At 72.6% G+C, this 14,699-nt stretch carries 13 protein-coding genes; 8 read left to right on the top strand and 5 right to left on the bottom strand.

Going from position 1 to position 14,699, the window contains the following annotated elements; all coding sequences use genetic code 11:
- Positions 1-8 precede the first annotated feature (8 nt).
- A complete protein-coding gene (locus IF55_RS03760; RefSeq protein WP_030874454.1) occupies positions 9-2,186 on the bottom strand; it encodes an ATP-binding protein in 2,178 nt (725 codons plus the stop codon).
- Between the two features lie 440 nt (positions 2,187-2,626).
- Here IF55_RS03760 and IF55_RS03755 point away from each other — a divergent pair, with 440 nt between their 5' ends.
- The 5 genes from IF55_RS03755 to IF55_RS03735 are packed head-to-tail and all read left to right on the top strand — an operon-like array spanning position 2,627 to position 6,937.
- Positions 2,627-4,111, top strand: a complete 1,485-nt coding sequence (locus IF55_RS03755; RefSeq protein ID WP_106980303.1) for a sensor histidine kinase — start codon at positions 2,627-2,629, stop codon at positions 4,109-4,111.
- A 7-nt stretch (positions 4,112-4,118) separates the two neighbouring features.
- On the top strand, positions 4,119-4,520 hold the full coding sequence (locus IF55_RS03750) for a roadblock/LC7 domain-containing protein (RefSeq protein WP_030874459.1): 402 nt from the start codon (positions 4,119-4,121) through the stop codon (positions 4,518-4,520).
- Positions 4,517-4,876 (top strand): DUF742 domain-containing protein, encoded by a 360-nt coding sequence (locus IF55_RS03745; protein WP_030874462.1) that lies wholly within the window; start codon positions 4,517-4,519, stop codon positions 4,874-4,876. The genes IF55_RS03750 and IF55_RS03745 overlap by 4 nt, the downstream gene beginning before the upstream one ends.
- Positions 4,857-5,480 carry a GTP-binding protein gene (locus IF55_RS03740; RefSeq protein ID WP_030874464.1) on the top strand — a complete coding sequence of 208 codons (624 nt, stop codon included), beginning with the start codon at positions 4,857-4,859 and terminating at the stop codon, positions 5,478-5,480. Before IF55_RS03745 ends, IF55_RS03740 begins: the two co-directional genes overlap by 20 nt.
- Positions 5,477-6,937, top strand: a complete 1,461-nt coding sequence (locus IF55_RS03735) for a cytochrome P450 (RefSeq protein WP_037962322.1) — start codon at positions 5,477-5,479, stop codon at positions 6,935-6,937. The genes IF55_RS03740 and IF55_RS03735 overlap by 4 nt, the downstream gene beginning before the upstream one ends.
- Here the strand turns inward: IF55_RS03735 and IF55_RS03730 are convergent.
- The 3 genes from IF55_RS03730 to IF55_RS03720 form a co-directional block, all read right to left on the bottom strand.
- A complete protein-coding gene (locus tag IF55_RS03730) occupies positions 6,841-8,043 on the bottom strand; it encodes a terpene synthase family protein (protein WP_063763850.1) in 1,203 nt (400 codons plus the stop codon). The genes IF55_RS03735 and IF55_RS03730 overlap by 97 nt on opposite strands.
- 244 nt (positions 8,044-8,287) lie before the next feature.
- On the bottom strand, positions 8,288-9,199 hold the full coding sequence (locus IF55_RS03725; protein ID WP_048831493.1) for an SAM-dependent methyltransferase: 912 nt from the start codon (positions 9,197-9,199) through the stop codon (positions 8,288-8,290).
- 457 nt (positions 9,200-9,656) lie between these two features.
- Positions 9,657-9,851 carry a DUF6126 family protein gene (locus tag IF55_RS03720; RefSeq protein ID WP_157854231.1) on the bottom strand — a complete coding sequence of 65 codons (195 nt, stop codon included), beginning with the start codon at positions 9,849-9,851 and terminating at the stop codon, positions 9,657-9,659.
- Positions 9,852-9,964: 113 nt separating this feature from the next.
- Here IF55_RS03720 and lnt point away from each other — a divergent pair, with 113 nt between their 5' ends.
- Positions 9,965-11,500 carry an apolipoprotein N-acyltransferase gene (lnt, locus tag IF55_RS03715; RefSeq protein WP_030874474.1) on the top strand — a complete coding sequence of 512 codons (1,536 nt, stop codon included), beginning with the start codon at positions 9,965-9,967 and terminating at the stop codon, positions 11,498-11,500.
- Here lnt and IF55_RS03710 read toward each other — a convergent pair.
- Positions 11,472-12,377 carry a Gfo/Idh/MocA family protein gene (locus IF55_RS03710; protein ID WP_030874475.1) on the bottom strand — a complete coding sequence of 302 codons (906 nt, stop codon included), beginning with the start codon at positions 12,375-12,377 and terminating at the stop codon, positions 11,472-11,474. The genes lnt and IF55_RS03710 overlap by 29 nt on opposite strands.
- A gap of 194 nt (positions 12,378-12,571) precedes the next feature.
- Here IF55_RS03710 and IF55_RS03705 point away from each other — a divergent pair, with 194 nt between their 5' ends.
- Together IF55_RS03705 and IF55_RS03700 are read left to right on the top strand one after the other, a co-directional pair.
- Positions 12,572-13,096, top strand: coding sequence for a DinB family protein (locus IF55_RS03705; RefSeq protein WP_048831492.1), 525 nt, complete (start codon positions 12,572-12,574; stop codon positions 13,094-13,096).
- A 183-nt stretch (positions 13,097-13,279) separates the two neighbouring features.
- A complete protein-coding gene (locus tag IF55_RS03700) occupies positions 13,280-14,683 on the top strand; it encodes a pyridoxal phosphate-dependent decarboxylase family protein (protein WP_030874479.1) in 1,404 nt (467 codons plus the stop codon).
- The last annotated feature ends 16 nt before the right edge of the window (positions 14,684-14,699 follow it).

Genomic DNA, 14,699 nt, shown 5'->3' with positions numbered 1-14,699 from the left:
CTCCCCCCTCACAGGCCCACGGCGGCCAGTTCCTCGCGCGCCTTCTTCGCGACGCCGTCCGCCCCGCACTCCTCGGCGAGGCCGAGCCCTTCGCGTAGCCGGTCGGCGGCCCTGCCGCACTGGCCGTCGCGCCGCAGCGCGGCGCCGTGGTCCACCAGGGCGGCGGCGTACTCGTACCGGCTCGGGGAACGGCGCAGATGGCCGACGGCGGACTCCAGCATGGACAGGGCCCGGCCGCCCTCGGCGAGCGCCGAGGCCCGGCGCAGCGCCTCCCCTATGGCGGTGTCGGTGCCGAACCGCGCGGCGTGCTGGACGGCCTGCGCCGACAGGGTGCGGGCGCGCTCGGGGTCGTCGTCGGCCAGCGCGTCCGCGAGGTCGAGGGCCCAGGGCGCCCACAGCGTGTTGTTGCGGCCGCGCTCCGCCAATTTGCGCCCAGCGGCTTCGAGTTCGGTGACGGCCTCGGCGCGGCGGCCGCGGGCCAGCAGCAGCCGTCCGGCGAGGCAGGCGGCGTCGGGCATGACGACGGCCGGGGAGTAGGGCGCGCGGAAGGAGTTGGCCTCCGCGACGGCCTGGGCCTCGGCCACATGGCCGCGGGCGAGCAGCGTGTCGATGAGCAGGCAGGTGCCGTCCCATTGGACGGGCAGGCCGGGGCCGAGGCGGCCGGCGAGCCGCAGGCCCTCGCGGAGAAACGTCTCAGCTTCTGCGAGGCTGCCTCGCCGGCGGCGGACGAGACCCGCCAGGTCGTGGGCGAAGGCGAGATGGGCGCCGCTCCAGCCGGAGATCTCGAAGGCACGGACGGCCTCGCTGGACAGCTCCTCGGCGTGGTCGAGCCGGTCGGTGTAGGCGAAGGTCAGGCAGATGATGCTGGGGATCTCGAAGCCCCACTCGGTATTGGTCCAGCCCATGCCCGGGGCGAGCCGGCCGTCCACGAGGGCGCGGTCGTTGACCTCCGTGACGCGCAGCGCGTCCTCGCCGCGGAGCATGCCCTCGAAGGCGCGCAGTGCGAGCAGGGCCCGCTCGGCGTCGCAGCCGCCGTCGAGCCGGTCGGCCACGTCCGCGATCCGCTGCGTCCGCCCGAAGCTGTCCGCGTCGTCGGCCCGCATGCTCTTCCAGAGGCAGTGCGCGACCTGGAGCCGCATCAGTCCGGGACCGTTGGGCGTGCGGGCGGCCTGGACGGCCACGACTTCGGCCGCTTCGGGGAGCTGGCTGTTGTGCCCGTACGCCTGGGAGAGCCGGTAGGCGGCGTCGACGCGCAGCTCCTCGGGCAGGTCCGGCAGGGCGAGCGCCTCGCGGAGGTGGCCGATGGTGGTGTGCGGCGAGGTGAGCAGGGTGGAGCAGCCGAGTTCGTACAGGAGGGCCGCGCGCTCCTCGACCGGCTCGATGGCGCGGTCCCGGGCCTTGGCGATCAGCTCGACGGTCTCGTACGGATTGCCGCCGGTGACGGCCCAGACCTCGCGGCAGAAGGGGGCGTCGGCGCCGTCGCCGAGGGTGGCGCGCACGAGGTCGGCGACGGCGGCCGGGGTGAGTTCGCGGAGCACGACGGGGCGGGCGTCGCGTCCGCCGACGAGGTCGGCGAAGGCGGGGTCGTGCTCGGGCAGTTCGTCGGGGCGGTAGGAGACGACGACGAGGAGCGGGAGTTCGGGCAGCCGCACGGCGAACGAGGTGAGCCAGGCCAGGGATTCGCCGTCGGCCCAGTGCGCGTCGTCGATGACGAGGACCAGTGGGGCGGTGTTCCTGGCGAGCCGGGTGATGACCCAGTCGATGCCGTCGCGCACGCCCTGCGGGTCGGGCTGCCCCTCGCCGGGCGGCGCGACTCCCAGCGCCGGTCCGGCGATGTCGTACCAGGCTCCGAAGAGGTCCTTGCGCGCGGCGGCCGACATCGGCGCGATGGCGGGCTGGAGCAGTTGCCGTACGACGTGGAAGGGCACGGACCGTACGGATTCGCTGCCGCGGGCGGAGAGTACGGTGCAGTGGCCGCGCTCCATGGCGATGCGCCGCACCTCGGTCAGCAGCGCCGTCTTGCCCAGCCCGGCTTCGCCGCTGTAGAGCAGCAGTCCGCCGAGGGGCGCGTCCCCTGCGGCGGCGTGTCCGCAGAAGCTGTCCACCGCCCGCTCGGCAGCGGCGATCTCCCTCTCGCGCTCGAACAGTGCGGCGGCGTGCCGCTGTTCGTGCTGGTGCCCCGTCATGGCGGTGTCTCCCGACGGTCTCTGCCGGTACCTGGTGCGGCGATCCTAGTCGCGCCGGGTGTCACGCGGGCGGGGTTCCGGGCAGGAGCACCGGCACGGGTGACGCCGACCGTCGAACGAACACCCGTGCCGTGAATTCGCAAAAGAATTCGCACGCGAAAGCGGGGGGGGCATTATGAACCCCCGCGAATTCACTCATCAGTGCGTCACTCCGAATATGACATCTTCGTCCCGCGCACCGGCGTGGCAGGCTACGCTCCATGGCGCGAAGTGGGTCGCAGTGACCCCAGCGCACCGCTGCCAACTGCTGCGCTGCCACTGTTCTTCGAGGTAGAACGGGCCGGCGCCATTCGCAGACGCGGCTCCCCACCCATCCATACCCCGTTTTCCGTCCCCTCCCCCCTCTCCCCACCTCCCTTTCCAAGAGTTCAAGGATCTCGATGGTTGGTATTGGCTCGTCATCTCACGCCAGGCGGCCCACCTCCGCTCTCATATGGCTGCTGCCGCCCGCCGTGGTCGCGGTCTGCGCGGTGGTCGCGGTGGCGTCGGTCACGCCCGAGGCGCGCCCGCCGGTGGCCTGGTGCGGCACGGTGGCCGCCCTCGCCGTCGCACTGGCCGCCGCCGAGGCGGTCCGTCGCGGGCGGCTCATCGACGCGCTCCGCAGGCGGTCCGCCGAACGGGAGGCCGTCCTCCAGGACCGGCTCGACCAGCACGTGGCCGAGATCCACCGGCTGACGCAGGAGATGCTGCCGCGGGCGGTCACCCTGCTGCGGCGCAGCATTCCGCTGGAGGACGTGATCATCCAGGTCACGCCGGCCGTCGAGTTCGAACCGGAGTACGCGACGGCGCACCGCAAGCTGCTGCGCGCCGTCGTGACCGCCGTCCACATCGAGGAGGACATGCGCGAAACCGCGCAGCGCGCCTTCGTGAACATCGCCCGCCGCGTGCAGGCCATCGTCAACCAGCAGGCGACGGACATCCGGGAGATGGAGCACCGGCACGGCAACCAGCGGGAGTTCTTCGCGGACCTGCTCCACCTCGACCACGGCAACGCGCTGATCGGGCGGCTGGCCGACAGTGTCGCCGTACTCGGCGGGTCGCGGCCCGGGCGCCAGTGGAATCGCCAGATCCCGCTGTACAACGTGTTGCGCGGGGCGATGTCGCGCATCCTCCACTACCGCCGGGTCAAGCTGCACTCGGTGGCCGATGTCGCGATCGAGGGGCCCCTGGTGGAGCCGCTCATCCACGCCGTCGCCGAGCTGCTCGACAACGCCACCCGCTACTCCCCGCCGGAGACCCGGGTCCATCTCACCGCGACCCAGGTCCAGTCCGGCGTGGCCATCGAGGTCGAGGACTCCGGCGTGGGCCTCACCGAAGAGACCCGGCGGCGGGCCGAGGCGGTGCTGAACTCCATGCACGGCGGGCTGGACCTGGACGACCTCGGCGAGGCGCCGCGGCTCGGCCTGGCCGTGGTCAGCCGGCTCTCCAAGACGCACGACTTCCTGATCTCCCTGCGCCCCTCCTCCTACGGCGGTGTCCGGGCCGTGCTGGTCGCCCCGCAGGAGATCATCCGGCCGACCCACGCGCCCGGCGGCGAGGTGGCCAGCGCCGCCGTCTTCCCGCCCCCCAAGATCAAGAGGCGTCCGGGCTCGGCGCCTCCCAAGGTGCCGCCGCCCATGGAAGACCCGCCGATCGCCGAGTACCACGGAGAAGGACTCCCGCAGCGGCGGCGCCACATGCCCAACACCCCGCGCATCCGCGCGACCCGCGCATCCGAGAACCCGCCGCGCGATTCCGCCGAGAGCCTGCCGCCCCGGGAGCCGGGGCTGTGGATCGACTCCTTCATGAGCGGCTTCAACGGACCCGCGCCCGAGGCCGATTCGGGCCGGCCGAACAGCGACGCAATGTCAGACAAGGAAGAGTAGCCAAGTGATGCAGCGGTTCAACATGGACTGGATGCTCCAGGACCTGGCGGCAGGCGTGCCCCAGACCCGCCACGTGATCGTGCTGTCCTCCGACGGCCTGCGCATGGCCCAGCACGGCCCGGACACCGACGCCGCCGACCGGCTCGCCGCCGCCTGCGCGGGCCTGCAGAGCCTGTCGACGGCCGTCGCCTCCGAGTTCCCGCACGGCGACGGCCAGATGAGACTGGTCGTGATCGAGGTCAGCGGCGGCTTCTTCTACATGATGGCGGCCGGCCCGGGCGCGTACCTCGCGGTGCTGGCCGACGACGACGTGGACACGGGGCTGATGGGGGCGCAGATGCGCGACCTGGTGGCCCGTATCGGAGAGCACCTCACGAGCCCGCCGCGGGTCAGTGGACCGGTGACATGAGCGAGGCGGGACAATGCTGGGAACCGGGCAGCCCTGAACGGCTGTTCGCCCTCTCCGAGGACGGCGGCCCGGCGCGGTACAAGGGCCCCCTCGACCTGGTGACGCTGATCGTCACCCGCTCCGTGCCGGACTCGGGGTTACAGCCCGAGCAGGCCGCGGTCCTGCGGATGTGCGACTACCCCTTGTCGGTGGCCGAGATCTCCGCGTATCTCTCCCTGCCCGTCAGCGCCCTGCTCGTGCTGCTGAACGACCTGGTGGCCCAGGAGCACGTAGAGGCGCGGCCTCCGGTACCGGCCGCCGCGCTCCCCGATATCCAGCTTCTTGAGGCGGTGATGCATGGACTACAGAATCTCTGACGCGTACGCCGGCCCCAGGAGCGAGGACTATCTCCCCGCCTCCGCCGCCACGGCGGTGAAGGTGGTGATCGTCGGCGGGTTCGGCGTCGGAAAGACGACCCTGGTCGGTTCGGTGAGCGAGATCCGCCCGCTGACCACCGAGGAGACGATGACGCAGGCCGGGGTGGGGGTGGACGATCTCGCCGGGGTCGAGGAGAAGACCGAGACCACCGTGGCGATGGACTTCGGCCGGATCAGCATCAACGAGCGGCTGGTGCTCTACCTGTTCGGCACCCCGGGCCAGCAGCGCTTCTGGTTTCTGTGGAACGGGCTGTTCGAGGGCGCGCTGGGCGCCGTGGTACTGGTCGACACGCGTCGGCTGGAGGTCAGTTACGAGGTGGTCGGCCACCTCGAGGAGCGCAGCGTGCCCTTCGTGGTCGCCATCAACACCTTTCCCGGAGCGCCCTCCTATCCGATGCGCGATCTGCGGTCCGCCATGGACCTGCCGGACGAGGTGCCCATGGTCGAGTGCGACGCCCGCGACCGCGGCTCGTGCCGCGACACCCTGATGGCGCTCATGCGATACCTCCACTCCCTGACGACCGCACCCCCGGAGCGACAGTGACCTTCCCCGACGAACACGCCCGCGCCCAGCCCCCCCTCGCGCCGCCGCCGCAGTGCCCGGCGCACGGCGGCCCCCCCGACGGGATCACCCGGCTGTACGGGCCGGAGGGCGACACCGACCCCCTGGAGCTGTACGAGCGGCTGCGCGAGCGGCACGGCGCCGTCGCGCCCGTCCTGCTGGAGGGCGACCTCCCGGCCTGGCTGGTGCTCGGCTACCGCGAGAATCTGGAAGTGGTGCGCACCCCCACCCGGTTCTCCCGCGACTCGCGGCACTGGAGCGCGGCGCGCGAGGGCCGGCTCACCGCGGACCATCCGCTGGCGCCGGTCTCCGCCTGGCAGCCCATCTGCGTCTTCGCCGACGGACAGGTGCACGAGCGCTGGCGCGGGGCGGTCAACGACAGCCTGGACCGCTTCGACCGCCGGAGCCTTCGGCGCCACATCACGCGGGCCGCCCATGATCTGATCGACGCGTTCTGCACCAAGGGCACCGGCGACCTGGTGCACCACTTCGCGGAGCCGCTGCCGATGCTGGTGATGACGACGCTGCTCGGCATGCCGGGCGAGTACGGTCCGCGGCTGGTGGAGGCCGCGCGCGACATGGTCAAGGGCACGAAGACGTCGGTCGCCAGCAACGCGTACCTCGAGGAGACGCTGAGCAGGCTGGTGGCGCGCAAGCACGTCACGCCCGGCATGGACCTCACGAGCTGGCTGATCGAGCACCCCTCGGGCCTCTCCGACCAGGAGGTCGAGCACCATCTGCGGCTCGTGCTCATCATGGCGTTCGAGAGCACCGCGAACCTGATCGCGAACACGCTGAAGACGGTGCTCACCGATCCGCGCTTCCACGCCCACCTGGCGGGCGGCCATCTGACGTGGCCGGACGCGGTGGAGCAAGTGCTCTGGGACGAGCCGCCGTTCATGACGATCCTCGGCCGCTGGGCGGCGCAGGACACCGAGCTGGCGGGCCAGCAGATCAAGGCGGGCGACGCCCTGGTGATCGGGCTCGCGGCGGCGAACACGGACGCCGTGATCCGCCCCGACCCGATGGCGCCGATCCACGGCAACCGGTCCCATCTGGCGTTCAGCGGCGGCACCCACGAGTGCCCCGGCCAGGACATCGGCCGGGCCATCGCGGAGACGGGCATCGAGACGCTGCTGACCCGGCTGCCCGATCTCGACATCACCTGCGAGGAGGCGGAGCTGACGTGGACCTCGTCCCTGATGGTCCGCCATCTCGACGGCCTGCCGGTGCGGTTCTCCCGGCAGCCGAAGCAGCCCGCCGGGACCGGAAGGGGCGCCGAGCCGGAGGCGCCGTTCGCGGAACAGGACGGGGCGCCCCGCCAGTCGGCCGCGGCGCCCCGTCAGCCGGCCGCGGCGGACCCCGGGCCGCCGGCCGGCGCGGCACTGCTGGTCAAGTCCTGGTGGCGGTCGCTGGTCCGGTGGTGGCGCGGGCTCTGACGCGGTACGCGCAGTTGGTCCCACCACCAGGCCAGGGTCGGTAGGGGCAGCGGCTCGGTGCTCGGGTCGGTGGGGCCGTCCCGCCAGGTGACGCCCAGTCTCGCGCCGGGTACGGGGAGTTCGTGGCGATTGCGGGGGCTGGCGTAGCGCGGGGCGGTGTCGGACCACCGGATGTTCCCGGCGATGAAGTGGCCCAGCCCTTCGAGGTAGCGGCGCAGGGCCGGGCCCGCGCCGTCGAGAAGCTGGTCGCGCAGGGTCAGGAAGAGGGTCATGGTGCGGTCACGGACGGCCTGGGCGTCGGCGACCGCCTGGTCGAGGGTGCACCGGTTGTGGTGCATGAGGACGTTGACGACGTTCTGGGCGGGCTGTTGGCCGCTCGCGCGCCTGCTCTCCTCCTTGGCGTAGGAGAGCAGGTCGTTGTCGCAGGCCACGATCAGCCCCGTGGCCTCGGTCATGGCCCGTACGGCGTCGGAGCAGAGCTGTTCGGCGGGCACCTCGATGTCGTTGGCTATCTCGATGAAGGCCGCGTCGAACCGGCCGCCGACGTCCGAGATCCGGCCCGGCAGGTAGTCGGCCAGGGTCGGCATGATGCCGCGGGCGCTGTTGCCGTTCTGCCAGGCGACGCCCAGCAGGAAGTCCCGGACGCCCTCGGCGAGCCGCTGGAACTGTACGGGGGTGGTCAGCGCCCGGGTGCGGGCGACGAGGTCGTCGAGGGCGGCGGCGACGGGGCCCGTGCCGAGCATGCCGGAGCGGGGCGCCTCGACGCAGCGGGTCATGCGGAAGCCGAGGTCGACGATGTCGAGGTGGCGGGCGGCCGGTGATCCGGTGTCGAGCCGGACGTCGTCGAGGGCGAACATCCAGTGGTTCCAGATGGCGAAGAGGAAGAGGGGTTCCTCCTCGCCGTGCGGGGCGACCCGGCAACTGAATTCCGTGGCGTGGGAGGCGATGTTCCAGGCCCGGTCGACATCGTTGGCGAAGATGCCGCTGGCGTCGAGCCAGGCGATGGCGCGCCGTTCGATCCGGTCGGCCCGCGGATGGACGAGGGATTCGATCGGGCAGTAGAACGGCGGCAGTCGCCGGCCGGTGAGCGGCGCGCTGACGGGCATCTCGGCTCCTGGGTTCGGCGGTGCTGGGCGGGTCTTCGTCGGTGTTCGGCGGTGCTGGGCGGGTCTTCGTCGGTGTTCGGCAATGCGTACGGCGAGGGGTCCTGCGGGCAAGCGCTCGCGAGGGGCGGGGGGACTGGGCGGCGGGGCGCGCCTGCGGCGTCAGGGGTCCTCGTCCGTTCTCAGCGGGGTTTCCGCGTTCCTCCGGAGGGCTGTGGCCTCCCTCCGGAGACGGCGGTGCGGTGGGTCAGCGGTCCTGGAGGCGGAAGAGGAGCTGCCGGGTCTCGACCGCGTGGTCGCGCCAGATGCGGAAGAGCTTGCCGTGGGTGAGGGCCGATTCCGTGAGCCGTTCGACCGCGATCGGCGAGGGCCTGCCCGAACGTTTGGCCATGTCCAGTTCGGCCGTGGTCCAGGCCATGGACTGCACCCAGAACTCGGCCGCCCGGTCGGTGATGTCCTCGTCCTGTTCCAGTTCGAACCCCGCGGCGTTCGCGGCGGCTATGTACTCGGCCAGGGTGCCCAGCCGGGTCTTGTAGTAGCCGTCGATGAACCGGGTCCACTCCGGGCGGCAGAGGAAGTGCTCCTGGATGCCGAACCAGCCGCCGGGCTCCAGCGCCTTGGCCACGACGCCGAAGAGCCGCTCGCGGTCCATGTAGCCGGAGCTCTCGAAGGCGACGGCCGCGCCGTACGCCCGTTCCTCCCGGAGGTCGTGGATGTCGGCGAGGACCGGGGTGACCAGCTCGCCCACCCCGGCCAGCTCGGCGAACTCCGCCACCAGCGGTACGTGCTGGGCGGCCACGGTCATCGCGGTGACGGCGCAGCCGTGCTCCTGTGCCCAGTAGAGGGAGCCGCCGCCGAGTCCGCAGCCGATGTCGAGGAGGGCGGCCGGCCGGTCGGCGGCCACGTTCCAGGCGCGGTCGGCGTGCTGGATGGCGGTTTCCTGGGAGACGAGGAGGCGGTCCTTGAGGACGCGCTGGGCCACCGTGGTGTTCGGGGCGGCGCCGGCGTCGAAGAGCCCCATGTGGAAGTGCACGCGGGGGCCGGGACCGTACTTGTGCAGGATGTCAGTGGTCTTCCTCGAATAGTACGAGGGCACCTTTGCCTCGCCGATCACCGTGCCACGATCAGCGGTAGCCTCGGCCACAATGCTGTTGTCCATGGAGTCCCCTCCGAGACGTCGGCTCCCGGTGGACAGGGCCCGGGCGGGTCGGCGCGAGGCAGGGCGCGGACGGACTCGTTCCGTAGCCGGAAACAGATCCGGTCACGTATGTCCGTCGCGCCGTCTCCCCCGTGACCTTTGGCCAACGTTCCTGTCCACTTTTGCGCGGTACCTGCCCAAGCCGTCTCGCGGATAACCCGCGCCGTGCGCCAGCGCACACCTTTCCAGCATGGCGAATGCGGCTCGGTTCAGATCACTTTGGCCCACGATGTGGCTTATTTGGTTTTCTTCAAGACCAAAATCGCTGAATATTGCGCATCGTTGTCGGGGTTTTTTCCGTCCGGCGAGCTTCAATCTGGCCAGAGGGGGAATGGCCGGATACCGCTCACGGAACGGGTGGATATGCATATGACGGGAGCCATTGTTCGCGGCGTGCGCTCCGTGGCATACGGCGCTCCTACTCGGCGTGCGCCCCCAGATAGAAGAGCAGCCAGATGAACGCGGCGAAGAAGTGGCCCGCCACCACATAGACGAAGACCCGCAGCGCGACCCCGCGCTCCTTGTACTCCTCGGTCCCCGCGCCGTTGCTCGCCGGCGCCTCGGCCGCCGCCGGGCTCGGCGCGGGCTCATGGGCGGGGGCGTTCTCGATCATGGCGGCCATCGTATGCGACCGCGAAGCGCCGCCGCGTGTCGCGCCCACCGCGCCCTGTGCCTGATCGTCTTCCTCCCGCACACTGGTGATCGGCCGGCGCGAGGGAGGCATGCATGGCGGGGACGGTCGACGGACGGCAGCGGCTCGCGTCGCCGTGGTGGCGGGGCGCCGCCGCGCTCCTCGCGGGCGCGCTGCCCGCCCTGGCGTTCCCGGCCCCCTCCCTGTGGTGGCTCGCCTACATCGCCCTCGTCCCGTGGCTGCTGCTGATCCGGTCGGCCGGCACGGGCCGTCGCGCGGCGCTGGACGGCTGGCTCGGCGGCGCCGGGTTCCTGCTGGCCGTGCACCACTGGCTGTTGCCGAGCCTGCACGTCTTCATCCTCGTGCTGGCCGCCCTGCTCGGGGTGTTGTGGGCGCCGTGGGGCTGGCTGGTGCGCCGGCTGCTGGGCGGCGCGCCCGGTACGGGCACGGTGGCGGCGGCACTGGTCCTCGTGCCGTCCGGGTGGCTGATGGTCGAGCTGGTCCGCTCCTGGCAGTACTTGGGCGGCCCGTGGGGGCTGCTGGGCGCCAGCCAGTGGCAGGTCGCGCCCGCGCTGCGGCTCGCGTCCGTCGGCGGGGTGTGGCTGGTCGGCTTCCTCCTCGTGGCGGTGAACACGGCCCTCGCCGCGGTCATCGCGCTCGCCCGGGCCCGTACGGCCGCGCTCGCCGGGCTGCTGGTGTGCGCGGCGGCGGGCGGCTGCGCGTGGGCGTGGGCGCCGCCGCCGACGCCCGCGGGCACGGTCCGTATCGCGGTCGTACAGCCCGGGGTGATCGACGGCGGTACGGACGGGCGGCGCCGCTTCGACCGCGAGGAAGCGCTGACCCGGCGGCTCGCGGGGCGCGGCGTGGAACTGGTGGTGTGGGGCGAGAGCAGCGTGGGCCAGGACCTGGGAACCCGGCCGGACCTGCGGGCGCGCCTCGCCGCGCTGTCCCGGACGGTGGGCGCGGAGCTGCTGGTCAACGTCGACGCGCGGCGCGCGGACCAGCCGGGGATCTTCAAGAGTTCGGTGCTGGTCGGGCCGGACGGGCCGACCGGCGACCGCTACGACAAGATGCGGCTGGTGCCGTTCGGCGAGTACGTCCCGGCGCGGTCGGTGCTGGGCTGGGCCACCTCCGTGGGCAGGGCGGCGGGCGAGGACCGGCGGCGGGGCGAGCGCCCGGTGGTGATGCGGATCGGCAGCGCGGACGGGCTGCCCGCGGGCCCGTTGGTCTGCTTCGAGTCGGCGTTCCCCGACATGAGCCGGCATCTGGTGCGCGAGGGGGCGCGGATACTCGTCGCGCAGTCGTCGACCTCGACCTTCCAGCACAGTTGGGCGCCCGAGCAGCACGCCTCGCTGGCCGCGCTGCGGGCCGCCGAGACCGGGCGGCCGATGGTGCACGCCACGCTGACGGGGATGAGCGCGGTGGCCGGGCCGCGCGGCGAGCCGGTCGGCGCCCGGCTGTCGACGTCGCGCAGCACGGCGGCGGTCTACGACGTACCGCTGGCGCGCGGCACGACCCTGTACGTGCGGTTCGGCGACTGGACGGTGTACGGGGCGCTGGCCGCGCTCGCGGTGTCCGGCGCGGCCGTGGGCGTACGGGCCGTCAGGAGGCCTGGTCGAGGGCGAGGTTGACGACGCGCTCGCACATCTCGTGCGTGCGCAGGGCGTCCTCGGCGTCCCAGGGCTCCCCGGCCCGTACGGCGTCGAGGAAGGCCAGGGTGATCTGCTCGATGCCGCGCTGCCGGGCGACCGGCACCCAGTCGCCGCGGCGGCGCACGCCGAGCGTCCCGGCGTGGTCGACGACCTCGGCGAGGTTGAGCACCTGGCGCTTGGCGTCCTGCCCGGAGACGTCGAGGATCTCCTCCGTGGAGCCGCTGAGCCGGTTCATGGTGCCGATGGCGGTGAAGCCGTCGCCGGAGAGCTGGAGCACGACGTGGTGCATGAGGCCGTCGCGGATCCGGGCCCGTACGTCGACGTGCTCGACGGTGCCGGGGACGAGGAAGCGGAGGGTGTCGATGACGTGGATGAAGTCGTCGAAGACGAGGGTGCGCGGCGCCTCGGCGAGGCCGACGCGGTTCTTCTGCAGCAGGATCAGTTCGCGCGGGTGCTCGGCGCACTGGGCGTAGCCGGGCGCGTAGCGGCGGTTGAAGCCGACGGTGAGCCCGACTTGGCGGCGGTGGGCGAGGCGGACGAGCCGCTCGCTGGTGGCCAGGTCGTAGGCGAGGGGCTTGTCGACGTAGGTCGGCACCCCGGCCTCCAGGAGACGGCCGACGATCTCCGGGTGGGCGGTGGTGGGGGCGTGCACGAAGGCCGCGTCGAGGCCCGCGGCGAGCAGCGAGTCGAGGTCGGTGTGGCGGTGGGCGGCGGGCACGCGGTAGGCGTCGGCGACGCGGTGGAGGGTGGCGGGGGTGCGGGTGTGCAGGTGCGGTTCCACCCCCGGCTGGGCGGTGAGCACCGGCAGGTAGCCCTTCCGCGCGATGTCTCCGAGCCCGATGCAGCCGACCTTCACGAGTGCTCCCTGGTGCGCGTGCTGTGCGATCTTTGCCCCGGCAGCATACGGGCGTCCCGGCGACCGCCGGTCCAGTACGCCGCGGCGGGTCCGCGGCGGGTCCGGGGGCCGGATAATGCCGCGGCGCCCAGGGGCCCCGCCCCCTGAGATATTTCCCTGGCCCCGGCGCCGTTCGAACGGTCAGGATGGGGCGCATGACGATTCCCGAGATCCCCGCGAAGATCCCTTCCCCGCCGACGACCGGCGGCGAGCGCGCCATGCTGGAGGGCTGGCTCGAACAGCACCGGGCCGTCCTGGCCGCCAAGTGCGCCGGGCTCGACGACGCGCAACTGCGCGAGGCGTCCGTGCCGCCGTCGGACCTCACGCTGATGGGGCTCGTACGGCACATGGCGGACGTGGAGCGCGGCTGGTTCCGGCGGGTGCTCGCCGGGGAGGACGCCCCTCCGATCCACTACAGCGACGACGATCTGGACGGGGATTTCCGCGTCACCGAGCAGGACACGTTCGAGGCCGCCTACGCCACCTGGCAGCATGAGATCGAGCGGGCCCGCGAGGCGGCGGCGTCCCGGTCGCTGGACGACCCCAATCTCGGCGCCCACCGCAGCGGCGAGGACTTCAACCTCCGCTGGATCATGACCCACATGATCGAGGAGTACGCGCGCCACAACGGCCACGCGGATCTCATCCGCCAGGCCATCGACGGCGCCACCGGCGACTGAACCGCGCGTATCGGGTCCACTTCCTCCGGTTCGACCAGTCCAGTCGTCGGCGATTGGACCGGGCCCCGCGGGCGGTCGCCGGGCTAGCGTCGGACGCGCGAACCGACGGACGGACGCGCGAACCGACAGACACCGACGAACATCCGACGAACATCCGACGAACACCGACGACCGGAGCCCGTAGTGCACCCTCTCCTCGCCGCAGACCTCGAACGGCTGCCGGACCTGTTGGAGGACGCGCGCCGGCACGCCGTGGCCTTCCTCGAAGGGCTGGACGAGCGACCGGTCGTCCCACTCGCCCGGACCCCCGCCGCCGTCCCTCTGCCCGCACGCGGGGACGGGCTGAGCGCGGCGCTGCGGGGGTTCGCGGAGCGCTGGGAGCCGGGCCTCTCGGCCGGGGCGGGCCCGCGCTACCTCGGCTTCGTCACGGGCGGGGTGACCCCGGCGGCCCTCGCCGGCGACTGGCTGACCTCGACCGTCGACCAGAACCCGATGTCGTCGCTGGACCCCGCCGGGCAGCTCCTGGAACGGGAGACGGTCGGCTGGCTCCGCGAACTCTTCGGCCTGTCGGACGGCCATGAGGGGAACTTCGTCAGCGGTGCCACGATGTCCAACACCGTGGGCCTGGCCATCGCCCGCGAGTGGCTCGGCGAACGGCTCGGCGTCTCGCCCGCCGAGGACGGGGCCGCGGCCCTGGGCCCGGTGCGGGTCCTGTCGGGCAGCCCGCACTCCAGCGTCGCCAAGACCCTGTCGATGCTGGGCCTCGGCCGCTCCGCCCTGGTGCCGGTGGCCACCCTCCCCGGCCGGGAGGCTGTCGACCCCGCCGCCCTGGAACGGGCCCTGCGCGAGGGCGCCGGCCCCTGCGTCGTCGTCGCCAACGCGGGCACGGTCAACACCGTCGACTTCGACGACGTGCGCGCCCTCGTCGCGCTGCGCGAGAAGTACGGCTTCTGGCTGCATGTGGACGCCGCCTTCGGCGCGTTCGCCGCCCTCTCCCCCGCCCACGCGCACCTGGTCGACGGCGTCGACGCGGCCGACTCCCTCTGCGTGGACCTGCACAAGTGGCTGAACGTGCCCTACGACAGCGCGGTGCAGTTCACCCGCCGCCGCGACCTTCAGGCCCGCGTCTTCCAGAACGCCGCGGCCTACCTCGGTCCGCTGGGCGACACCCCCGAGGCCGTCCACCTCACCCCGGAGAACTCCCGCCGGCTGCGGGCGCTCACCGCCTGGCTCACCCTGCGCGCGTACGGCCGGGACGGCTACCGCGAGATCGTCGAACGGTGCGCGGCCTGCGCGCACACGATGGGCGAGGCCGTCGCCGCCCACCCCGGCCTGCGCCTCCTCGCGCCGGTCCGGCTCAACGTCGTCTGCTTCACCCTCGCCGAGAACCCGACCGCCGACCGCCTCGCCGCGCTCGCCCGGGAGATGTCGGATACGGCCTTCCTGACGCCCACGGTGTACGCCGGGCGGCCGGCGCTGCGCGCGGCCTTCAGCAACTGGCGCACGACCGCGGACGACACCGAGCGGGTGATCAAGGCTTTGACGGCTGCCGTGGACGCCTTGCCGGGCGGGGCGCCCGCCTCTTGACGCCTGCCTGGTGACG

This window comes from Streptomyces varsoviensis (assembly GCF_000718635.1).
GTDB lineage: Bacteria > Actinomycetota > Actinomycetes > Streptomycetales > Streptomycetaceae > Streptomyces > Streptomyces varsoviensis.
The sequence above is the reverse complement of the archived record's forward strand: the minus strand, read 5'-3'. Positions and strand labels throughout refer to the sequence as shown.